Origin of the sequence: Empedobacter falsenii (assembly GCF_019308355.1) — a bacterium.
GTDB classification, from domain to species: Bacteria; Bacteroidota; Bacteroidia; order Flavobacteriales; family Weeksellaceae; genus Empedobacter; species Empedobacter falsenii_B.
In genome coordinates this window covers 38,701-62,732 of record NZ_JAAGKM010000011.1, presented here as the reverse complement: position 1 = coordinate 62,732, position 24,032 = coordinate 38,701, and the positions used below count along the sequence as shown (strand labels likewise).

22 protein-coding genes are annotated in these 24,032 nt (G+C 30.3%); 9 read left to right on the top strand and 13 right to left on the bottom strand.

The window, feature by feature from the left end; genetic code table 11:
- The first annotated feature begins 11 nt into the window (after positions 1 to 11).
- The 7 genes from G0Q09_RS06680 to G0Q09_RS06650 all read left to right on the top strand — a co-directional run bounded on the left by G0Q09_RS06680 (position 12) and on the right by G0Q09_RS06650 (position 5,704).
- Entirely contained in the window at positions 12 to 596 is a 585-nt protein-coding gene (locus G0Q09_RS06680; RefSeq protein ID WP_219034358.1) for a Crp/Fnr family transcriptional regulator, read from the top strand.
- A 54-nt stretch (positions 597 to 650) separates the two neighbouring features.
- Complete coding sequence (locus G0Q09_RS06675; RefSeq protein WP_219034357.1) at positions 651 to 1,085, top strand: carboxymuconolactone decarboxylase family protein; 435 nt, start codon at positions 651 to 653, stop codon at positions 1,083 to 1,085.
- A gap of 93 nt (positions 1,086 to 1,178) precedes the next feature.
- Positions 1,179 to 1,892 carry an AAA family ATPase gene (locus tag G0Q09_RS06670; protein WP_219034356.1) on the top strand — a complete coding sequence of 238 codons (714 nt, stop codon included), beginning with the start codon at positions 1,179 to 1,181 and terminating at the stop codon, positions 1,890 to 1,892.
- Positions 1,893 to 1,966: 74 nt separating this feature from the next.
- The gene (locus G0Q09_RS06665; RefSeq protein ID WP_260392513.1) at positions 1,967 to 2,389 is read left to right on the top strand and encodes a GNAT family N-acetyltransferase; all 423 of its coding nucleotides are present in this window, start codon (positions 1,967 to 1,969) and stop codon (positions 2,387 to 2,389) included.
- A 79-nt stretch (positions 2,390 to 2,468) separates the two neighbouring features.
- The gene (locus G0Q09_RS06660) at positions 2,469 to 3,506 is read left to right on the top strand and encodes a sulfite exporter TauE/SafE family protein (RefSeq protein WP_219034355.1); all 1,038 of its coding nucleotides are present in this window, start codon (positions 2,469 to 2,471) and stop codon (positions 3,504 to 3,506) included.
- 81 nt (positions 3,507 to 3,587) lie between these two features.
- Positions 3,588 to 4,871 (top strand): MFS transporter, encoded by a 1,284-nt coding sequence (locus tag G0Q09_RS06655; protein ID WP_219034354.1) that lies wholly within the window; start codon positions 3,588 to 3,590, stop codon positions 4,869 to 4,871.
- A gap of 68 nt (positions 4,872 to 4,939) precedes the next feature.
- Entirely contained in the window at positions 4,940 to 5,704 is a 765-nt protein-coding gene (locus G0Q09_RS06650) for an Eco47II family restriction endonuclease (RefSeq protein WP_219034353.1), read from the top strand.
- On the opposite strand, the gene dcm is transcribed toward G0Q09_RS06650, so the two are convergent.
- Both dcm and G0Q09_RS06640 read right to left on the bottom strand, forming a co-directional pair.
- Positions 5,680 to 6,918 (bottom strand): DNA (cytosine-5-)-methyltransferase, encoded by a 1,239-nt coding sequence (gene dcm / locus G0Q09_RS06645; RefSeq protein WP_371875731.1) that lies wholly within the window; start codon positions 6,916 to 6,918, stop codon positions 5,680 to 5,682. The genes G0Q09_RS06650 and dcm overlap by 25 nt on opposite strands.
- 122 nt (positions 6,919 to 7,040) lie before the next feature.
- Entirely contained in the window at positions 7,041 to 9,425 is a 2,385-nt protein-coding gene (locus G0Q09_RS06640; RefSeq protein WP_219034352.1) for an outer membrane beta-barrel family protein, read from the bottom strand.
- 164 nt (positions 9,426 to 9,589) lie between these two features.
- Here G0Q09_RS06640 and G0Q09_RS06635 point away from each other — a divergent pair, with 164 nt between their 5' ends.
- Complete coding sequence (locus G0Q09_RS06635) at positions 9,590 to 10,144, top strand: DUF4303 domain-containing protein (RefSeq protein ID WP_219034351.1); 555 nt, start codon at positions 9,590 to 9,592, stop codon at positions 10,142 to 10,144.
- Between the two features lie 37 nt (positions 10,145 to 10,181).
- Here the strand turns inward: G0Q09_RS06635 and rpoN are convergent, their stop codons facing one another.
- From rpoN to G0Q09_RS06580, 11 genes are all read right to left on the bottom strand, one after another.
- Positions 10,182 to 11,654 (bottom strand): RNA polymerase factor sigma-54, encoded by a 1,473-nt coding sequence (rpoN, locus tag G0Q09_RS06630; protein WP_219034350.1) that lies wholly within the window; start codon positions 11,652 to 11,654, stop codon positions 10,182 to 10,184.
- Positions 11,655 to 11,735: 81 nt separating this feature from the next.
- Positions 11,736 to 13,184 (bottom strand): asparagine--tRNA ligase, encoded by a 1,449-nt coding sequence (gene asnS / locus G0Q09_RS06625; RefSeq protein WP_219034349.1) that lies wholly within the window; start codon positions 13,182 to 13,184, stop codon positions 11,736 to 11,738.
- Between the two features lie 158 nt (positions 13,185 to 13,342).
- Entirely contained in the window at positions 13,343 to 13,786 is a 444-nt protein-coding gene (locus G0Q09_RS06620) for a hypothetical protein (RefSeq protein WP_038335898.1), read from the bottom strand.
- 58 nt (positions 13,787 to 13,844) lie between these two features.
- Positions 13,845 to 16,256, bottom strand: a complete 2,412-nt coding sequence (locus G0Q09_RS06615; protein ID WP_219034348.1) for a DUF5686 family protein — start codon at positions 16,254 to 16,256, stop codon at positions 13,845 to 13,847.
- Between the two features lie 76 nt (positions 16,257 to 16,332).
- Positions 16,333 to 16,887 carry a ribosome recycling factor gene (gene frr / locus G0Q09_RS06610; RefSeq protein WP_115000990.1) on the bottom strand — a complete coding sequence of 185 codons (555 nt, stop codon included), beginning with the start codon at positions 16,885 to 16,887 and terminating at the stop codon, positions 16,333 to 16,335.
- An 8-nt stretch (positions 16,888 to 16,895) separates the two neighbouring features.
- Positions 16,896 to 17,606, bottom strand: coding sequence for a UMP kinase (gene pyrH / locus G0Q09_RS06605; protein ID WP_115000992.1), 711 nt, complete (start codon positions 17,604 to 17,606; stop codon positions 16,896 to 16,898).
- A gap of 50 nt (positions 17,607 to 17,656) precedes the next feature.
- Positions 17,657 to 18,424, bottom strand: coding sequence for a TatD family hydrolase (locus G0Q09_RS06600; protein WP_219034347.1), 768 nt, complete (start codon positions 18,422 to 18,424; stop codon positions 17,657 to 17,659).
- Positions 18,418 to 19,404 carry a GSCFA domain-containing protein gene (locus tag G0Q09_RS06595; protein WP_219034346.1) on the bottom strand — a complete coding sequence of 329 codons (987 nt, stop codon included), beginning with the start codon at positions 19,402 to 19,404 and terminating at the stop codon, positions 18,418 to 18,420. Before G0Q09_RS06595 ends, G0Q09_RS06600 begins: the two co-directional genes overlap by 7 nt.
- A gap of 3 nt (positions 19,405 to 19,407) precedes the next feature.
- Entirely contained in the window at positions 19,408 to 20,379 is a 972-nt protein-coding gene (locus G0Q09_RS06590) for a polyprenyl synthetase family protein (RefSeq protein WP_219034345.1), read from the bottom strand.
- 39 nt (positions 20,380 to 20,418) lie between these two features.
- Positions 20,419 to 20,916 carry a hypothetical protein gene (locus G0Q09_RS06585; protein ID WP_115001000.1) on the bottom strand — a complete coding sequence of 166 codons (498 nt, stop codon included), beginning with the start codon at positions 20,914 to 20,916 and terminating at the stop codon, positions 20,419 to 20,421.
- On the bottom strand, positions 20,917 to 21,906 hold the full coding sequence (locus G0Q09_RS06580) for an LLM class flavin-dependent oxidoreductase (RefSeq protein ID WP_219034344.1): 990 nt from the start codon (positions 21,904 to 21,906) through the stop codon (positions 20,917 to 20,919). It lies immediately after the preceding gene.
- Positions 21,907 to 22,268: 362 nt separating this feature from the next.
- On the opposite strand from G0Q09_RS06580, the gene G0Q09_RS06575 reads away from it, so the two are divergent.
- Complete coding sequence (locus tag G0Q09_RS06575; RefSeq protein WP_219034343.1) at positions 22,269 to 23,981, top strand: transcriptional regulator; 1,713 nt, start codon at positions 22,269 to 22,271, stop codon at positions 23,979 to 23,981.
- Positions 23,982 to 24,032 lie beyond the last annotated feature (51 nt).

Genomic DNA, 24,032 nt, shown 5'->3' with positions numbered 1-24,032 from the left:
AAGCTTATAAAATGGAAAATTCTTTCGGTCAGTTAAAGAAACATATTCAAATTTTCACTTCAATTTCTGAAGAAGAATTTCACGATTCAGTCCAATATTTTGAGAAATTTTCGGTGAAGAAAAAAGAAATGATTCATAAAGCTGGAACAGTTTGTACGTACAATTATTTTATTATTTCTGGATGTATTCGATTATTTTTCATCAATGAAAAAGGTGTAGAACAAACCATTGATTTTGCTATCGAAAATTGGTGGTTGACAGATTTGTTTTCTTACATTAATCAACAAAGTTCTGAGTTTTATATTCAAGCTGTAGAAAATGCAATTATTATGAAAATGAGTAAAACGAACGAAGAAATTTTATGCGAAAAAAATCCTATTTTCAATTCGTATTTCAAACAAATTTATCAAAAAGCAAATGCTGCTGCTCAAATGCGTTCCAAATATTTGAAAGAGTTTTCGAAAGAGGAGTTTTATCTTCATTTCAAGAAAAATTTTCCTGAGTTTTTACAACGTGTTCCGCAATATTTATTGGCTTCTTATTTAGGTTTCACACCCGAATATTTAAGCGAAATCCGAAAGAAAGAGTTTTCTTAAACCAGTTTAATTTTATTGAATAAATAATCGACGAACTTTGTTAAAAATTAAGAAATGAAATCACGATTAAACATTCAAAAATTAGAACCAAAAGCTTACGAAGCGATGTATGGTTTAGAGAATTTTTTAGCAAATTCTGAATTAGACAAATTGCATTTAGAGCTTATCAAAATCAGAGCTTCACAAATCAATGGTTGCGCTTTTTGTATCAATATGCACACCAAAGACGCGATGAAATTAGGCGAAACAAATCAACGTATTTTTTTGTTGAATGCGTGGCGAGAAACGACACTTTTTACAGAAGAAGAACGTGTAATATTAGCGATGACCGAAGAAATTACAAATATTAGTCAACATGGTTTATCAGAAGAAACGTATCAAAAAGCATTGACACTTTTTTCTGAAAATTATATTGCGATCATCATTATTGCAATTACCACGATTAATGCTTGGAATAGAATTGCGATCAGTTCTCATATAATGGTTTAAAATTTTAGCTTCAGAAATCTGAAGCTTTTTTTGTGCTAAAAATCGGCTTTCGGACTAAAATAGTTTAATTTTGAGTCTTGAAGTAAAATTGATATGAATATTTACGATTTAATTGTTGACGATAAGGAAGAAATTTCTTTGAATGATGTTTTTTTAGATGAGCAAAATCTTGAGCAAGTAAAACAACTTATCAAAGAACATAGATATATAGAGGAATTGAATAAATATAATTTACCTGTCAATAATAAAATTTTGTTGCATGGTTTTTCAGGTTGTGGAAAAACAACAACTGCAAAAGCAATTGCAAATGAAATCGGAAAACCTATATTGATTCTGAATTTAAGTAATATTGTTTCGTCAAGAATCGGTGAAACTTCACAAAATATTCGAATGCTTTTTGATAAAGCTGCTCGTGAAAAAGCAATTTTATTTTTGGATGAGTTTGACCAAATCGGAAAAGCGCGTGGAAATGATGACAAAGATGTTGGCGAAATGCGTCGTTTGGTGAACACTGTAATTCAATTAATTGACTATTTACCGCAAAACTCATTGTTGATTGCTGCTACAAATCATCCACATATTATTGATGTCGCATTGTTGAGAAGATTTCAGTTAAAAATTGATTTCAAAATGCCAACTTCCGAAATGTTAGATGTTTATTACGATAAACTTTTAAACGATTTACCAAAAGATATTCAATCACTTAAACGACAATATAATGTTTCTTTTGCCGAAGCTAAAGATTATGCTCTTACAAACGCAAAAGCATTATTGATTGAAAAATTAGAACGTCAAGCAAATTCTTAAAACCAAAATATGGAAGACGAATTAATTTATTTCAGAGAACTTTTGGACACTGATGTAGCACACGGCTTTTCGAAATTTATTCGAATGCAAAAGCCATGAAATACCGCGAAACCGCATCAATGAAAACGATCAAAGATTCGTACAAAATGCTAGAAAGAGATAAAGAAAAAAAGAATTCTGGATATGAATTTCGCTTTGCTGTTATCGAAAAATCTTCTGAAACCTTGATTGGTACTGTAATGTTTCAACCTGTTCATGACAAAGCGATTATTGGCTATTCCATTGATGAACAATTTTGGAACAGAGGTTACGCAACACGAATCATCAATCTGATTTCGAAAGAGTTGAAATTGAGAAAATATATGCTGATTGAAGCTTGGGTGAAAAAAGAAAATATCGCCTCGTCTAAAGCCTTATTAAAAAATAATTTTCAACAGATTTCGCAAACAATTTATCCGAAAAATCATCTTTTTCAATTAAGATTTACTTATTCTTAAGTTTTACTTAAGATAAGTCTTTAGACATTTATTTCTAAAATCATCGTCCTAATTTTGTAACAGAATAAAATTTCTGGTCATGATTTTTACTATTTTTCTCCTATTTATTGGAGCTATTTTAGCATTTTGGATAAGTGCAATTTGTGGCGGTGGCGCAAGTTTAATCTTAATTCCAATCCTCAATCTTATTATTCCAACTTCGTTAGTTCCTTTTTCGTTAACAATCGGAACATTTACAAGTTCTGCCTCTCGAATAGCGGCTTTCAGAAAATATGTACATTGGAAAATCTTCTTTTGGTTTGTGCCATTTTCGATTCCAGCAGTTTTAATGGGCGCTTATTTAATCAAATTTATCAACCCAATTTATTTACAAATTATTGTAGCTGTATTATTGATTTCAAATGTTCCACAATTATTTCTAAACAAAAAACAACAAGATAATGAAGAAAAACCTTCACCAAAATATATTTTAGCCATTGTTGGTTTTTTAGCTGGATTCGTTTCTGGAATAACAGGAGCAATAGGTTTATTATTCAATAGATTTTATTTAAAATATGGATTAACAAAAGAAGAAATTATTGCAACGCGAGCTGCCAACGAAATTATACTTCATATCATAAAATTAATCATTTATATTGTTCTTGGTTTATATTCAAAAAACGCGTTATTACTTGGATTGACGATTGCAGTTGCTTCAATTATTTCTTCTTATACGGTCAAATATATTTTACCTTATTTTAGCGATTTTATTTTCAGAAAAGTTGGTTATGCGGCGATGGTTATTTCTGGAATTACACTTTTTTATACAAGTTCCCAAAAAATCATTCAAGAAGATAAAGTTCAACTTACAACAACAAGTAAAGGTGACGAAAATAAAACAACTTTAAAATGGCGAAACAGCGATTTTGTGATGAAATATTCGTTAGATGGTGAATTTGAGATTGAACGTCCAATTCAACCGAATGAATTACCTGAAAATTTATTAAAGAAATACAATGAGATTTTACCTAATTACGATAAAATCCATCTCGAAAAAGTATTCAGAATTGGAGAAGATAGTTATGAGTTTTATTGTTACAAAGACAATAAACTGACCAAATTTGAACTGAAAGAATAGAAGATTGAACAATTAATTTTTACGAAACATTATTTTTGATAAATTATTCTTAAGTTTAACCAACATTACTATAAAAAATTTATGAATACAAAAGATAATCCCAAACTAATACGAGCTTGGATTTCTTACGACTGGGCAAATTCTGTTCATTCTTTAGTTATTGCCTCTGCTATTTTTCCGGTTTATTATACTCTAATGACCTATGATGCGAATCATGAACCGATCAAATTCTTAGGATTATTACCAGAATCCGCATTCAATTTTTCATTAGCAATTGCTTTCTTTTTTGTGATTGTTTTGTCTCCTGTTTTATCTTCAATTGCAGATTTAATCGGAAATAAAATAAAATTTCTTCGTTTTTTTTGTTACTTAGGATCGTTCTCATGTATCGGAATGTTTTTCTTCACATCGAGCGATTTAGTTTGGTTAGCTTTATTACTCAATATCACCGCAAGCATAGGCTTTTGGGGAAGTTTAGTTTTTTACAACGCCTATTTACCAGAAATTGTCTCAGACGAAAAAATGGACAAAGTTTCAGCGCAAGGTTATATGTTTGGTTACATTGGTTCTGTCATTTTATTGACAATTTGTTTGGCGATGATACAATTCGCTCCAGAAGAACAACAAGCAATGTTTACTCGAATAAGTTTCTTATTAACAGGAATTTGGTGGTTAGGATTTGGACAAATTGCATTAAGTAAATTACCAAATCACAAATATGATCGCGAAATTCCGAAAGATATTATCAAATCGAGTTTTAGAAATTTAAAACATACCTTCAAAGATCTGAATCAATACAAAAATATTCGTGTTTTTTTGGCTGGATTTTTCTTTTACAGTTTAGCAATGCAAACTATCTTTTTGATGGCTGCAATGTTTGGAAGTTCAGAAATTGGAATGGAATCTTCAGAATTGATTATGACCATTTTATTGATCCAAATTGAAGCTGTTTTAGGTGCATGGTTATTCTCTTTTCTATCAGGAAAAATAGGAAATAAGAAAACTTTATTAATCGGTATTTTTATCTGGATTATTACATGTATTATTGGTTATTTAATTAATAAAAATGATCCTAATGTAAAAACTCAATTTTACGTAATGGCTGCAATGGTTGGTCTTGTAATGGGAGGTTTGCAAGCTTTATCACGTTCTACATACGCCAAATTATTACCAGAAACAGAAGACACAACAACCTATTTTAGCTTCTACGATGTTTTCGAAAAATTTGCCTTATTCTTAGGTTTAGTTATTTATGGATTATTGATTGAATATTCTGGCGGAATGAAAGCTTCGGCTCTTGCAATGGGCGTTTCATTTGCGATTAGTTTTGTGATTTTATTGTTCTATAAAATGGAGAAGAGGTAAAGTCATAATTACATTTTTTAAATAATCAGATAATTATTCTAACTTAGCAATATTATACAATACTGGTAATGAAAAATAAATATGTAAACTTTATTTCAGATGAGCATTTATTAAATTGCATTAAAAATTTATATAAATCTTATCAAAAAGCTAAAAGTAAGATTTCTAAAAAAAGTTTTTATACAAATAAAGTTGACACTATTAAATTAACTTTTGATTCAAAATTTAATAATATTGATGAAGAAGATTTGATACAATCTGAGATTCTTAGACAAATTGATAAATCTATAAACAATTCTATCGGAACTTTTCATGAACAAATTTTAGGTGGAATAAAAGGTTATGAAATTGGAAATTTAAGTGGATTTGATATAAAAGCAAATGATGACACGTTATTTGCAGATATCAAAAACAAACATAATACAATGAATAGCAGTTCTTCGGAAGCTCTTTTTCAAAAATTGGCTCGATATGCAGATGATTACAAGAAAGCTAAATGTTATTGGGTTCAGATTTTAGCGAAAAATAGTTTTAACGAAAATTGGAAAGGCGAAATTAATAGCAAAGAATATAGTCATTCAAGAGTTTTTAAAATCTCTGGAGATCAATTTTATGCTTTACTAACTGGAGAAGAAGATGCTTTCTATCAACTTTATAAAGCGCTTCCTATTGCAATAAATGATTTTTTAGAAACCACAAAAAAAGAACAAAACGAAAATGAAAATTCGGCTTTAGAAGAAATTACTTCAGAAACCGAAAATTCAAAACGTTCTATTCTTGATCAAATTTCCTTTGATAATTATTCTTATTATTCAGGTTTTGACAAACTATAATATTGATTCAAAAAATTAATTATTGAATAACCAACCTCTTTTCCTAAATTAACGGGAACTGCATTACCAATTTGCTTATATTGTTGTGCCATAGGCCCTGAAAATTCCCATTCATCAGGAAAAGTCTGAATACGAGCATATTCTCTTACTGTAAAAGGACGAGTTTCATCTGGATGACAACGCTCTGTTTGTTTTTGAGCAGGGCTGCATGTTAAAGTTAAACAAGGTTCGTCCCAGCCTATTCTTCTTGCCATTCCTGTTTTTCCTCCACCTAAATAAAAACTTGCTCCCATAAATTCTTTCTGAATATCAAGAGGTAAATCTCTCCAATAGCCTTTTGGAGGAACTAAATCTAATACATTTTTCTTGCTTTCAGGATATTTAGCTCCAGTAGATTTCGGAACATTACAATCGAACAATTCTCCTTTTTTCAATGCATCAGAAAGATTATATATTTTTTTATACGGCGTTGGATAATGATAATCTATTGGAATATCTTTACGAATTCCTACTAAAATTAATCGTTCTCTTTTTTGTGGAACATTATAATTAATTGCTTTCAAAACCTCTACTGGAACTACTTTATACCCAATTTCATCTAAAATTGAAATCATTCCACGTAAAGTATTACCATTATCATGATTCAATAAACCTTTTACATTTTCTCCAATACAAATAGGTGGATTAACTTCTTTTACAGCTCTTGCAAATTCATAAAATAAAGTTCCTCTTGCATCTTCTAAACCAAGTCTTTTTCCTGCGTAACTAAAAGCTTGACAAGGAAATCCTCCTGTTACAACATCAACTTTATTATAATATTCAAAAAAATTAAAATTCTTAATATCACCTTCTAAGACATTCCAATTTGGTCTATTTTTTCTTAAAGTTTCACAAGCGTGTTTATCAATTTCATTTAATGCAACACATTTCAACCCTGCTTTTTCCATACCAATTGCCAAACCTCCAGCTCCAGCAAATAATTCTAAGACATGAAAATCTTGCGTTGGCTTTACAAAATTTGAAACAGTTTCTTCAATATCTGTCTGCAAAAATTCAGCAAACAACGTCTCTACATCTCTTCTCCTATAAACTCTATAATAACTTATAGGTTCTCGAACAGCCGATAACTTCCCTTCTTCATCCCAACGACGAAGTGTTTTTGTACTTTTATTAAGTAATTTCGCTGTTTCTGAAATAGTTAAATATTCACTCATAACCAAATTATACAACATTAGACATTGGTTACAAAATAAAAGAAAAAAAATAGAATTTCAAAGAAAAAATTATAAAAAAACAAACCCCAATATTCGATGATATTGGGGTTTGTTTTTTAAAATTATAATCTTCCTTTTTCCGAACTACTTTTTGATTGTTCTATCGTAAATGATTTTCCGAAATTGTATCGAATTCCAACACGATAATAGCGAGCGGATTGTCCTGTATAAACAAATTTTGTATCGTTACTAAAGCTTTGATCTTGCCAAGCTCTATCTTTAAATACATTGTTTACATTAAACGAAACTTCGATTTTTTTATCCAAAAATAACGCTCTCAAACCAAAAGCTGTACTCCAATTAGCGCGACTTCTTGACATGGCATCAATCGTTTTTGTTGTATAATTTGTGGTATGATTAAATAATAATGTTTTTGATTTATTCAGTTCCAAATTATTTGTCAAACGAAATTCTCCATTAAATCCATCCAATACATAATTGTATTCAGGAATAATTCCTTTTGTTTTCTTGTAATACAAATCAATCGTTCCATTGACTTTCCACCATTTTACAAGCTTGAAATTTAGATTTTCACTAATTCCAAAACTCTCCGAATCAGCATAATTATATGGAATCCAATTTTGTGTATTTTCTGTTGGATTTACAACCACAATTTGATTGATTTCATCCGTAGAATTTCTGTAATATAATGTTGTAACTGCCAAATCTTTGTATGCATATTCCAACTCATAATTATACGAATAAGAAGGTTTTAATTTCGGATTTCCTTCGGCAAAAGAATAAGGAGAATAAATGGTACGAAACGGATTCAATTGTCCCATAAAAGGTCGATCAATACGACGCCCAACATTAATACTTAACGAATGATTTTCAGCAGGTTTATACATCAAATAAGCGGTTGGAAATAATCCATCATATTTATAGGTATCATGTTGATTTTCTTGCGGAGAAAAACCTTTTGCATCTGTATTTTCGTATCTCAAACCAACTTTTGCAGACCATTTTTCTGAAATATCTTTTTCAATACTCGCATAAAAAGCCAAAATATTTTCGTCATAATAAAAACCATTACTCAACTTTTCATCATAAACAGGCGACCCAGAAGATGTGTTGTAAAATAAATTATCGCTATTATTTTTCGTCCAACTATAACGTCCACCATAATTTAGTTTCCAAGTATTAACGGGATGTTCCATATCAATATTCAAACTATAATTATTTGCTTTTTGGTCGGACAAACTTTTATTTCCTTGATATTCTGTTTTATTTTCAACATCTTCTGAATTAAAAAATCGGTTTGAAGTTACACTTGTATTGTTATTATTAAAATTTACCCAATCAAAATCAAATGTCAGTTTTTTTCCGATCGTATCCATTTTATAAATCACATGATAATTCAGCGTATTGTATTTCGTGTTTCCTTTGCTTCCATTTCGATCATTCAGAATATAACTCAACAATTCATTTTTATCCAAACTATTTATCGTTGTTTTCGTGCCACCAGTTCCTTTTCGATTTCCAGCATATAAATCAACCGTAAAACCAGTCGTCAATTTATCTGAAACTTTATAATCCAATCCTAATTTTCCGCCAATATTTCTATTTTTTCCACTATTTTTTTCTCTTTCAGTCCAAACTTCATTAGTCTTTCTAAAATAAATATCAGATTGTCCAATTCCATCATATTCACCAAAACCACCAAAAATATTCGAAACTAAAGTCCATTTATTTTTTCGGTAATTAAACGATGCACTATTGTTCCAATATGGTTTGTTATAATGTTGCAATGAAGATGACAAACTCCCATTCCACGAGTCTTTTTTGCCTGATTTCAGTACAATATTGAGAATTCCACTATTTCCTATTGCTTGATATTTTGCGGGTGGATTTGTAATTACTTCAATTTTCTCAATATCATCTGCACGAAGCGTTTTTAAATAATTTGTCAATTGATCACCAGACATTTCCAATAAACGATCGTCCACCATCACACGCAAATTACTTTTACCAATTATCGAAACTACATCATTATCAACCTTTACACGAGGCGCCAATTTTAGCAAATCTAATGCATCTCCACCTTTTGCTCCTTCCGCTAAATCAGCATTAAAAACAAGTCGATCAACTTTCTTTTCTATTAATTTTTTCTGACTCTTTACAACTGTTTCATTTAATGTAATATTTTCAGTTTTAGGAAGAATAATAACGCCTAAATCCTGATTTTTTCCACATAAAATCGTTTGAGTATGAAGCAAAACACCAGCTTCTTCTATTCGAAACATATAACTTCCTTCGGCTAAATCAACTGTAAAACTTCCTTTATCATCAGTTGAAATTTCATCGATAATTTGATCATCTTTCAGAATAATCACATCTGCTAGACTAACAGGTGTTTGATTCGTATATTGTAAACTTCCTTTATATTGTTGTTGCGCAAAAATAGAGGTCGACGCAAATAATAGAATTGGAATATATAATTTAGACATATTAGGTTTGTTTACTATATGACGTACGAATTACAGAAAAGTTACATGGAAAATGAAGAATAACAGAATTTGTCTTAAAAAAATAAATTAACAATGATTTAATATTTAAAGAATTTTACTACATTTCAAAAAATAATTATAACTGATTAAAAAAATATAAATGAATGGATTTTAATGTATTAAAAAACAAATTAGTGCAATCAACCAAACAAGCCTTTTTGAAAATTTATAACGAAAATCCTTCCCAAGACCTTTACGCTTTTGCCTTGTGCAATAACGACACGAAAATAGCTATTCATCCTTCGGCAAATTCTATCGAACATTTGGAAAAAGTATCGGATGAAGACGATTTTTGTTACTACAAATACGAGCCTTCTGAATGGAAATATGATTATTTAGGAGCTGAAAATTCTTTTCAAGAAATCAATCAAATGTGCAAACAAATAGTTGATGAACACGACGATGACGAAGATTGGTTTTATCAATTTCAGAATAAAATTAACGAAAAATGCATCGAAGTGTTGGAAGAATTAAAGAATGAAAATTTCTTTTCTAAATTAATCGGTAAAGATATTTTCTTAAACTTTTCTGTAATTGATGATGATTTGAACAAAGAAAAACAACAAAAAATTATTACTCAATTGAATGATAATTCATACAAAGAAGATTATTTTGAATGGATGACAACTTGGGGTAAAAATAAAAAAAGAGCTTTATAAAAAGCTCTTTTTTTGTTTGATTATATTTCTAAAAATTTTAGATTTCTTTTCTCAATCTTGCAACCGGAATATTTAATTGTTCACGGTATTTTGCAATTGTACGACGAGCAATTGGATAACCTTTTTCTTTTAAAATTTCAGTTAATTTTTCGTCTGTCAAAGGTTTACGTTTGTCTTCATCTGCAATTACATCTTGCAAAATTCGTTTGATTTCACGTGTCGAAACTTCCTCACCTTCCTCATTTGTTAACGATTCTGAGAACAAATCTTTTATCAAAAATGTTCCATAAGGCGTTGTCACATATTTTGAATTCGCAACACGAGAAACTGTCGAAATATCCATTCCAATTCTGTCTGAAATATCTTTCAAAATCATCGGTTTGATTTTCGTTTCATCTCCTGTTAAGAAATATTCTTTTTGAAATTTCATAATCGCTTCCATCGTGTACAAAAGCGTATTACGACGTTGCTGAACCGCGTCAATAAACCATTTCGCAGAATCTAGCTTTTGTTTGACAAACATTACAGCTTCTTTCTGTTGATTCGATTTATTTTCGGTTTTTTTGTATGTATCTAACATTTCTGCAAACGCACTCGAAATTTTCAATTCTGGTACATTACGTCCATTTAACGACAATTCTAAATCGCCATCGTTGATATGAATTGTAAAATCTGGCGTTATTTGCTCTACAATTTTACTACTGCTAGAAAATGATTTTCCTGGTTTTGGATTCAAACGTTCAATCTCCGAAATTGCATCACGCAACTCATCATCATCCACATCATATTTTGCCATCAATTTAGAATAATGCTTTTTCGTAAATGCATCAAACGATTCTGAAATTAATTTTTTGGCTAACTCTACTGCTTCTGTTTGATTTTTATTTTCTAATTGAATCAATAAACATTCTTGTAAATCACGGGCACCTACTCCAACTGGGTCCATTCGTTGAATATAATTAATCAACAAATTTTCAACCTCTTCTGGCGAAGTGTAAATATTTTGCGAGAATGCTAAATCGTCAACCAACGATTTTATATCACGACGCATATAACCATCATCGTCAATATTTCCTAAAATAAATTCAGCAATTTGAAATTGTTCCGAAGTTAATCGATTCGTATATAATTGTGATGTCAAAAACTCGATAAAGCTCTCTCCTTGCGCGTAAGGAACAGATTTATCTTCATCATCATCACTATAATTATTCGTATACGTTTTATAATTTGGGATATCATCATCACTCAAATAATCATCAATATTGATATCACTTGTATCAATAACTTTTTCGTCTCCAAAATCATCACTCTGATTGTCCCATTCATCCTGCTCTCCTCCGTAATCTTCATCATATTCAGAAGATTGATCATCCAAAGCAGGGTTTTCTTCCAACTCTTCCTTTACGCGTTGTTCAAAAGCAACCGTAGGAAGCTGAACCAACTTCATTAATTGGATTTGTTGTGGCGATAGTTTTTGTTGTAATTTTAAATTTAATTCCTGCTTTAACATATTTTTGGGTTTGGCTTATATAAAAAACGGATTTAGCTTAAAGTTACAATTTTTAAGCATAAATCCGTAAAAATATTTTGATTAAAATTCAGCGTTATTCGGTGTTCTAGGGAAAGGAATCACGTCACGAATGTTACCCATTCCAGTAACGAATAATACCAAACGCTCTAAACCTAAACCGAAACCAGAATGTGGCACAGAACCGAAACGTCTTGTGTCGCGGTACCACCATAATTCTTCTTTATCGATTCCGAATTTTTCCATTTTTTCGTCTAAAACTTCTAAACGTTCTTCACGCTCAGAGCCTCCGATAATTTCTCCGATTCCAGGGAATAAAACGTCCATTGCGCGAACTGTTTTTCCATCGTCATTCATACGCATGTAGAATGCTTTGATTTCTGCTGGATAATCAAATAAAATAACTGGTGTTTTGAAGTGTTTTTCAACTAAATAACGTTCATGTTCAGATTGTAAATCTGCTCCCCAACCTTCAATTGGATATTTGAATTTACCTTTTTTATTTGGTTTAGATTCTTTTAAAATATCAATTGCTTCTGTATAAGTTAAACGAATGAATTTGTTATTTAAAACATATTCTAAACGCTCTATTAATCCTAATTCAGAACGTTCAGCTTCTGGTTTTTGTTTTTGTTCTTTGTCAAAACGTTCAGCTAAGAATTTCAAATCATCTTTACAAGTTTCCATTGCATAAGTGATAACAGATTTCATGAAATCTTCAGCCAAATCCATATTTTGATCTAAACGGAAAAACGCAACTTCTGGCTCAATCATCCAGAATTCAGCTAAGTGACGAGAAGTATTCGAGTTTTCTGCGCGGAAAGTAGGTCCAAATGTATAAATTTTTCCTAATCCCATTGCTGCAGTTTCTCCTTCTAACTGTCCAGAAACCGTTAAGTTAGTCGATTTACCAAAGAAATCTTGTGTATAATCTACTTTACCTTCTTCATTTTTAGGTAAGTTTTCCATATCCAAGTTTGTGATATGAAACATCTCTCCTGCTCCTTCAGCATCAGATCCTGTAATAATTGGCGTGTTGATGTAAACGAATCCATTTTCGTTGAAATACTTGTGAATCCCGAACATTAACGCGTTACGAACACGCATAGTTGCAGCAAAAACATTTGTTCTGAAACGTAAATGTGCTTGCTCACGCAAAATCTCTAAACTGTGTTGTTTTGGTTGTAAAATTGTTCCTTTTAAATCATCAGATGGCGCAGTTCCTAAAATTTTGATTTCTTTCGCAACAATTTCAATCTCTTGACCAGCTCCTTCACTTTCTACCACTTCTCCTTTTACTTGTAAAGAAGCTGCTGTAGAAATTTGTTTTATAATTGATTCGTCAAAATTTTCGAAATCTACTACTACTTGAATATTATTAATTGTAGAACCGTCATTCAACGCGATGAAACGATTACTTCTGAACGATCTTACCCATCCATTTACAACTACTTCCTGTAGCAACAAATCCTTGCCTTTTTCTAATAAGGCTTTAATTCCGTACGATTGCATAATTTTTTAATTTATCCTTACAAATTTAGTTATTATTTAAAGTTATAAAAATTATAGGCATAATTTTTGCGAATATTTTTCAACCAACCTAAAAATCCTTTACAATTTCAATGAAAATGTAAAGGATTTTTGATTTTAGTTTATTTTTTGAAGTAAAATTATTCTATTTTTCTAGATTCAAAACGCAAAAGAATTTCATTTATTCTTTGAATAAGATCTTTATCAGAATTATTATCTTGAACTAAATAATCTACATAATTTTTTAATTCATGGAATTGACTCTCTGTTTTGATAAAACCTTTTTCAACTAATTTTTTAATTCTTTTGAAATATGATTCAAAAATATCAATTTCATAATGTGTTGTTTGCTTTAAATATTTATTAAAACCAAAATCTCTATCTTCTATAAAATCAGACGTTAAATCTTTAAACCAGTTTTTTAAAATAGTTAATTTTCTTTTTGAATAATACTCCTCTGTTTGAATTTTTAAACGAATAAATTCATCTTTCATTTCATTATTAAACGCAAGATGAACAATATAATAATCTAAAGTCGCAAGTACTAAATCTCTATATTTTTTAAGTTCAAACTCTTTATTCATAAATTTAAATCAATATATACGATTCTGAAACGAGTCCAGAATGACAAAATCTAAATACCTACAAAAAATTCAAATTTACAGTTAATTTTAAATAGAAATTATCTTGGAATTTTTCTTCTGAATAAGCACCTAAACGGTAAAATGCTCCCAATCCAAATGTTTTGAAAATTAAATTATTTACTTCAACTCCTGTTTCGTGGTAATAATGATTCAATGTTTTGAAATCTAAATTTTGATGATCTGTTTTATCTTTCATATCACCTAAAACTCCACGGTAAACGAATTGTGGGAAAATAATTTTGTTTCCGACTTTAACGCCAGCAAAAATATGTTTCAATTGAAAGGATACAAATCGATCCGAATAAAATTCTCCAGGACGCATTGTTTCGAAATTTGTTAAACCTCCTACTCCAAAGTTTGCAAAATCATTGCGTTTTGCGTTTCCTTGTCCTTCGAACAAGTTCATCAACGGCATTTTTCCTTCAACCCAACCCGCATTTACATTGAAATTTGTTTTACCAACTCGCGTATCGAACACATCAAAATAAGAAATATTGAAACGAAGTGGATCATAATCAGAATTGAAAATATCCCAATATTTCGTCAACATTGCATAGAAAACAGATTTCCCGCTATTCACCGTCACTTTTCCGTAAGGCGTGCGGATAAACTTGTCTTTTGGCGCAAAACGGATCGCTAATTGCGTATTATACAAATCGTACCAACCTATATTATTCAGGAAAGAATAATCAAATTCTGCTTGTTGTTTTTCATAATTTGCCGAAATATTGAAGGTTACATTCTTAAAAATATCTTGCTCATATCCAAAAGAATAATGTTTATACGAAAAATATTCGTGATTATAAATATTACTAAAAGCTCCAGAAATTAGACGTGTATAATTCGATTGTAATAAAATTGGCGTTTTCCCAGAAGCCGAAACATCTTGCGAGTATTTTGCAAAAATTCGACCCGAATAAGGCTTATTTACATAATAATCTCCACCAAATCCAAACTTGAATGTTTCATCTTTGAAACCATAAGCTGAATACGCATTCAACGAATATTTATCGCTCCAATTTTCGTTTGTATTAAACGCGGCACCAAGTCTAAAACCCTCGTAATCATTAAACGCTAAGATTTTTGTTAAATCTAAATCAACTTTTCCTAATGATAATTTCCCACCAGAATTGATGATTCTCATCAATTTCATTTGACGTTCTAACTTATATTTATCGCCAATACTATCAATTGTCGTATAAGTATTTCGTTCTTTGTTCGATAATGATGAATCGCGGTAATCTTCCATCACATTGTCCCATTTCTTTTCGTTCATATTTTGAAAAGAAATTTCGTCTTCGTAACCTAAAAATTCGTTGCGTTTGAAATGTGCTGGATTTTGAATATCCTTGAAAGTTGTTTCAAGATTAATCCAAATTTTTTCTTTTTTATCAATAAAATCATCATCGGATAATTTCTCTGTAATCTTAAAATTACCAGCTTCCATGCGATATTTTTGTTGATTTGGAATCCAAGAACCATTATTCAATTTCCAATCTGCTTCTAATTCTGCAACATAATTTGAAATCGTATTTTCTGCTTCAATTTTGATTAAAGCATACGTTCTATCATCAATCCAAAGTGTTCCTTTAATTTGTCTTTTATCCGTTTTGATTGAAGGGAAAAAGCTAATAACAGCCGTTTTTCGCCCATCAATAAAAATATCCTCTTTGAAACCATAACGGTAATGCGAAAGACCTTCTCGACTTACTGGATTAATAATTCCTTTGAAGAAAAAATTGATTTTATCTTGATCAAAATTGAACGCAATTGGTTGCATCGCCAAATATTCGTACAAAGGCGAACGCATTCCAGAAATACGAGAAGATTGCACGATATTTTTTAGTCCAAAACGCTTCGAAACTTTATGATCCATTGCACGTTCTCCCAAAAATAAATGACTGTTGTCTAACAATTTTTTCCATTGATTATTGACAGAATCTTTGTGATTTTGAGGTTGAATGATAAACGGAATCGAATCGTTATTTACTGTACTCCAAAATTTAGTGTATGATTTTAGGAAAATATTTCCTCCGTTTCTGATTGTATTTTTGGATTGATTGCGAATTGCTTTGATAATCAAATTACGACCAACAGAATCATTTGTCGTAAAACTAACCTCATCCAAACTAATGAAAGAAGGTTTCATCATAATTTCCACCAACTTTTTACCATCAGTCTGAATACTTTCTGAGAAATATCCGTTTTTGATTATATCAATAAAATGAACAGAATCATTGATATCCAATTCTCCTAATTCGTCTGTTTGACCAAGAAATTGTTTGGTATCGCTGTAAACATTAGCACCAGTTAAACGAAATTCGTCTTGAGCATCGAATACTCTCACTTTAATTTGAGCAAATGTGGCAATTGAAATACAGAAATTTAGCAGGAATATATAGTTCTTCATCTTTTGAAATTGATTATGCAAATAAATAAAAAAAGCAGCGAAACGCTGCCTTAAAATATTTTTTTTTCAAGAAAGATTAAACTTTCATGATTTCAGCTTCTTTTTTCGTTAAAGCTTCTTCTAATTTCTTAGAAAACTTGTCTGTTAATCCTTGAACACGTGTTTCGTAATCTTTCACCATGTCTTCAGAAGCTTCTTTTACAGCTTTTAACGCTTTGTTCGCATCTTGACGTGCATTACGAAGAGAAATTTTAGCAGTTTCCATATCCGATTTGGCCATTTTCACCAACTCTTTACGACGTTCTTCTGTTACTGGAGGAATACTGATAATAATTGTATCTCCATTGTTAGAAGGTGCAAAACCTAAATTAGCATTGATGATTGCTTTTTCAATTTCATGAATTAAATTTCTCTCGTATGGTTGAATGCTCAATGTCATTGCATCTGGTGTATTTACATTTGCAATTTGAGTTAACGGAGATAAACTTCCGTAGTAATCAACACGAACTGAACTTAACATTGCAGGAGTAGCTTTACCTGCTCTTAATTTGTCGAATGCAACCTCTAAGTGACTTACAGTTCCCTGCATTTGCTCCTTAGCCGTTTCTAAAATAATATCTAATTCTTCCATTTCGGGATTTATTTATTTGTTACTAGAGTACCTACGTTATCTCCTAAAATTAATTTTTTCAAGTTACCATCTGTATTCATATCAAATACAATAATAGGTAAATTATTTTCTTCACTCAAAGTAAAAGCTGTCATATCCATTACTTTTAAGTTTTTATCGTAAACTTCTTGATAAGAAATTGTTTCGAATTTCTCTGCTGTTGGATCTTTTTCTGGATCTGCAGTATAAATTCCATCAACACGAGTTCCTTTCAAAATAACATCAGCTTGCGTTTCAATTGCTCTCAAAACGGCTGCTGTATCTGTTGTAAAATATGGATTTCCTGTTCCTGCACCAAAAATTACGACACGACCTTTTTCTAGATGACGCGTAGCTCTTCTTTTGATAAATGGTTCTGCGATTTGCTCCATACGAATAGCCGTTTGTAAACGTGTATTAACACCAGCATCTTCCAAAGCTCCTTGCAATGCCATACTGTTAATCACAGTTGCCAACATTCCCATATAATCTCCTTGTACACGATCCATACCAGAAGCAACACCTTGTACACCTCTAAAAATATTACCACCTCCGATTACGATTGCCACTTCGCAACCAAGTTCAGCAACTTCTCTAATTTGTTGCGCATATTGTTTCAGCATATTTGGATCAATACCATATTGTAAATCTCCCATTAATGCTTCACCACTCAATTTAAGTAATATTCTTTTGTATTTCATCTTGTCAAAGGTTTTCTTTTGCAAATATAATTTTTCTATTCTGATTTATCCTAACGTTCGAAAATGTCAAACGCATTTTTTGTTGTAATTGCTGCAATTTCAGCTGGTGTTTGATGGTAAATATCAACCAACTTATCGCAAACATGTGTCAAATAACTACTTTCATTTCGTTTTCCACGAAACGGAACTGGCGCTAAATAAGGTGAATCTGTTTCGAGAACGATATGTTTGATATCAAAATCACCTAAAAATTGATTTATTATACCATTTTTAAAGGTTACAACTCCACCAATTCCTAATTTCAAATTGAAATCAATTGCGCGTTGTGCATCTTCTTTTGTTCCTGAAAAACAATGAAAAATTCCGAATAATTTTTCATCTTTCACTTCTTCTAACACTTCAAAAACTTCGTTGAATGCATCTCGACAATGAATGACAATTGGTAAATTCTTTTCTTTTGCCCATTCAATTTGCATTTTAAATGCATCTTGTTGCGTTTGTAAAAATTCTTTTTCCCAATACAAATCAATTCCGATTTCGCCAATTGCTTTAAATGGTCGTTTATCAATCCATTCGCGCACATGAGCCAATTCGTCTTCTATTGTATCTGGATGAACCGAACACGGATGCAAACCCATCATCGCAAACATCGAATCTTGGTGAGCAGCTTCTAACGCCAACATTCTATCCGTGTAACTTTTATCAATTGCTGGCAAATAAAATCGCTCTACTCCATTTTGCTTTGCTCGCGCAATTACTTCATCTATATCATTCTCAAATTGCTCCGAATATAGATGTGTATGTGTATCAATTAACATGTTTTATTTTTGATTTCAAAAGTTAATTTTTCAACTGAAAAATCAAGTTGATTTCCTTTTTCTAATTCATTCATCAATGTAATCGTTTTTACTAAAAATTGTTGATAATTGTCTGATTCTTCATTAAAAGGGCGATGATTAATTGCTGAAATAACTTTATTTATTTTTTGAATAATTGTTTGCGTTGATTGCTCGAAATAAGTTTCTGAAAACTTTTCCCAAATATAATCAACGGCTTGTTTCGATGGATGAATCAAATCTTCTTTGAAAAAACGATAATCTCTCAAATCATCTAAAACTAATTCATATGACGGGAAATATTCAACTTGATTATTTTGAAGACTTAATTGATATAAAGCATCCAACAGTCTAGCTTTACTTACATTATTTTCGATCATTCCATCTTTTGTATGACGAACAGGACTAACTGTTGTAATGATGCGAATAGTTGGATTAATTTTCTTCAAATCTGAAACAATCAATTTCAACGATTTTAGATTATCTTCTGTTGTTAATAATCTTTTTTCAAATTGTTTTGCCTCAACTTTATGACAATTCGCGACAACTTGATTTGAAGTTTTCCATTCATAAATCCACGATGTTCCCAATGTAATCATCAACACATCACAAGAATGAATGTAATCATGAACCTGATTGATTGTTGAATTTAATTCCTCTAAAACAGCTTCTTTCGTCAACGCATTAAACGACGAATGTACATCGAAACAGAAAAATTCTTCTCCGTTTTGATGTACATCAGTTATTGTAAAATATTTTTTATGAATGCTTCTTTCTATTAAATTTTGAATGGAATATGAATTAAAAATCACTCCAAAAGGATTAATTAATCCATCAAACTTTAAATCGGTCAAACGCTTTCCAATTTCATCTGAAAAACAAGAACCTATCGTCAATATTTTGTGTTGATGATTGAGTTTAAAATCAGAAGATTGAATTTGAAAAGACGTTCGAAATTGCATTTTTTATCTTTGTCGATCAATTAAAACTTCGCTTAATTCTCTCAAATAAGATTTACGTTCTTCTGGAACATCAATTTGATCCAAATAGCTATGCGCTTTATTCGTATATTCTCTAATTAACGTTGAAAGTTTACGGTTAACATTCAGTTTTCTGAATAATTTTTCTACCGCATATACCTTATCGATATTATCTGTATTTGAACTATACCAATATAATAATTCCTCTTTTTCTTCTTCGTTTGCCGCTTCTAAAGCAGAAATGTAAAGAATCGTTTTCTTATTCTCGAAAATATCTCCAGCGTGTTTTTTACCTAAATGTTCAAGGCTACCAAAAACATCCAAATAATCATCTTTCAATTGATACGCGATTCCTAAATTCAAACCATATTGGTACAATTTATCTGAATCCTCCTCCGAAGCATTTCCAATCATTGCGCCTAATTTCAAAGCACAACCAAGTAAAACACTCGTTTTTAGAGAAATCATTTTGATGTAATCTTCGTATGAAACATTCAATTTTGTTTCATAATTCACATCCAATTGCTGTCCTTCACAAACTTCTAAAGCAGTTTTAGAAAATAATCTTGTCGAACGTTTAAATAATTCTGGTTCTAAATCTTCTAAATATTGATATGCTTTTACCAACATCGCATCACCAGAAAGAATCGCTGTATTTAATCCAAATTTTTCGTGAACTGTTGGTTTACTTCTTCTTAATGAAGCATTGTCCATAATATCGTCGTGCATCAACGAAAAATTATGAAAAAACTCAATCGCTAACGAAGGTTTCAACGCTTTTTCAACTTCACCATCAAACAAATCAGTTCCCAATAAAGTCAAAATTGGACGAATTCTTTTACCACCAATATTCAAAATATAATCCATCGGTTCGTATAATTCTTCTGGATTTTTAGAAAATGGATTTTTATCGATTGTTTCGGCAATTAATTCGTGAAATTTATCAAATGAGTACATAGTTTGATTTTTGTAAAAATTAAGTTTTGGCAAATATAACTAAGAATGATTGATTTTGGGTTGTTTTCTTTTATTTTTGATTGAACCTAAAAATTCGTTTCCGACAATCAAATACAAAAGAATTTGACCAATAATCGCCGCAATAAAATAAGGATGACCTTTTTGTAAAACAATCTCAGCACTTTGCAGCAAAGGAATTGTCCAAAAATAAGTGGAAACAATTACTAAAAGCAACGCATTAAGCCTAAAAATCCAGATTTTATTCATTTTATATGTTCCGAAATGGATAAATAAAGCGCCCAAAAAAGTATAAGCCAATACCTCAAAAAATTCATTCAGCACAAATTGTTCTCTAAATAAGCCAAAAATATCTTTGTGACTTACAAACAAAAATTCTTCAGGAACAAGATAACTCCAATGGTTTGCAATAAAAAATAAAACAAGATTTAGCATCAAAACAATCGTCAATTGATCTTTGAATTGATCAACAAACATTGAATAATACTTGAACTTTGAGATTGATTTCTTTGATTTCATTTAACGAAATAATTCACTTACAATTTGATACGATTTTCGTTTTGCTTTTTGATCAAAAACATTCGTCGAAACCATAATTTCATCAATTTTAGATTCAAAAATAAATTCATCTAAACTCTGCGCCAGAGCACCTTTACTTCCAATAAAAGACAAAGCTGTCATTCCTTTTAGCATATATTTTTGCTCAGGCGAAGCCAATTCTAACTGTGTTTTTTCGGGTGGAACAATTGGTTGGCGTTTATCGGTAATAATATTCAAGAATCCTTGGTACATCGACATCGATAAATAATGCGCTTCTTCGTCTGTATTCGCCGCAATTGCATTGACGCAAGCAATCGTATAAGGTTCTTGCAAAAATTCTGAAGGTTGAAATTGAGAACGATAAATCTCTACCGCATTATAAAATTGTTGTGGCGCAAAATGCCCCGCAAATGCATAAGGTAAACCTAATTTAGCCGCCAAAAAAGCAGAATCTGTACTTGATCCCAAAATATAAATCGGCACATTTGCTCCTTCTCCAGGAATCGCACGCACTTTACTTTCTTTATTATCTAAACTAAAATAGTTTTGTAGATTTTTGATTTCAGCTTCGAAATCGTAATTCATAAAATTATCTCCTCTACGCAAAATAGAAGCTGTTAATTGATCAGTTCCTGGCGCACGACCTAAACCTAAATCGATACGATTTGGATAAAGCGCATCCAAAGTCCCAAATTGTTCTGCAACTGATAAAGCAGTATGATTAGGTAGCATTATTCCTCCCGAACCAACTTTAATTCTTGAAGTTCCATTTGCTACATAGCCTATTAATAAAGAAGTTGCCGCGCTCGCTACATTCTGCATATTATGATGTTCAGATAACCAATAACGGCTATACCCTATTTCGTCTACAAATTTTGCGTTATCTAACGTGTTTTTGAACGTTTGATTTAATGTATCTCCTTCTCTTACATAAGCCAAATCCAACACTGAGTAGTTTATTTTTCTCATCCGTTCTTTTCTAATTAAAATATTAAACTAAATTACAAAGAAAAAAATTCAAAAAAAATTCCCCCATAACATACATTATGGAGGAGATAATTTTGTAATTGGATTTATAAATAGGTTTAAGTAGTTGAAGAGTCTAAAATTTTTAATTAATAGTTTGATGATAGATTAGTAATCTTTCGAGATACTTAATTCAAAAATAGATAATTAAAAAAATAAATACTCAATTTAGAGGGGGACAACTGGGGGGACATTTCATATTTATCTAAATATCAATATTTTGAAAATAAAGTGAAACATAAAAATAATTCAATTTTTTGTTAAGATTTACAATTTTTTCGGTCTATATTTGAAAAAATAATATATTGAAAGTTTCTATTTTTTTTACGCTCCTACTCTTTCCTTTTTTATTTTTATCATCATTTAGTTCTATTAGTAAAAATGATGAACATATTCTTATTGAAAAAATCATCGAACAGAATAAAAATGTGACAGATTCTATTCAATTGCAAAATAATTTCAAGAAATTAGATATCTCATCAACTTCTTTTTTATCAAAAAGTCTAAAATCAATTTATCAAGTTTATTTAGCTAATCTTTATGCACAAACCAACGATAAATTAAACAAAAAAAGTAATTCGTTATTTGAGTCTGCATTAAAAGTTTCAAAAAATGTTAACTCACCAGAATTACAAATTTGGGTGAACACACAATACGGGTATTACTATTATAATTTTAGCCAATATCAAAATGCTTATCCATATTTTATGGAAGCATCAAAACTTCTCGACTTAACAAAAGATGAGGATATTTTTTCTAAAAGTGATGTTTACAAAAAGAATGCATTTTACTTTATGAATGTAAAAGAATTTGATAAAAGTGAAAAATATCTTTTGTTAGCTTTAAAATATACCAACAAAAAGGACCACGAATATGGAACAATTCTGAATGCGATTGGTCATGTTTTTATGAATAAAAATAATATTAATAAAGCAAATAATTACTTCGAATTAACAAAAGAATATGCAATTCAAAATAAGGACGAAATTCGATATGCAAAAGCTTTAGGTGATATTGCCTCTATAAATATTCTCAACAAACAGTACAATTTAGCGATTGATAATTTGAAAAAAGATATTGAAATTTCTAAAAAATTAAAAAACGCTCGAAATTTAATGTACGCTAATATTCAATTGGGAAAATTGTACTTGCAATTAAATCGAATTGATGATGCTAAAATAATTTTGAATGAAGCAAAAGAATATGCTTCTCAGAAAATTTATTTGAACAGTTTTGAATATGACATTTATAAAATCTTATTAGAAATTGCTGTAAAAAACAATAACACCAATGAGGAGTTAATTAGTCGAAGAAAATTGGATGAATTGGAAATAGAGTTGCAAAAAACAGATGGTCAAAATGTGATTAATGAAATTAATTGGAAAATTCAACAAGATAATTTCAACTTTAAATATGAAGCAGAAAAAGCAGAACAAGAGAAAACAACCATCCTAAAAAATGCATTATTTCTTATTTCTTTTCTATTAATCATCATCATTTTATTTGTAATTATTTCTTATCGTCGAAAAATAAAAATACAAAATTCTACTTACGACAATAAAATATTATCTATTCAAAATGAAAAACTTAAATCTGAAAATAAATTAAATAAGACCGCTCAAACTTTAGAATCTTATAAAACTTATTTGTCTGAAAAGAATAAACAAATAATTACATTAAAAAATGAAATCAATTCTATTTCTAATTCAAGTACCATAAACAAAGAAAAACAATATAACGAATTAGTTAATCTCTTAGATTCGCATTTAATGACAGACGAAAGTTGGGGGAATTTCAAAAATATTTTTGCTCATGAGCAAAACGATTTTGTAAAATATCTTTCTCAAAATTTTCCATCTTTAACCGAATCTAATTTGAGAACTATTTATTTGTTAAAATTAGGCTTGAACAATTTAGAAATTTCGCAAATCTTAGGAATTTCGGCTGATTCAGTCAAAAAAGCGAAACAACGCTTAAAAAAGAAATATAAAAATTTTGATCAAATTTTTCAAGATTAAGAAAATAGGAGATAAAAAAGATGATTTACTAAATAGTAAATCATCTTTTCA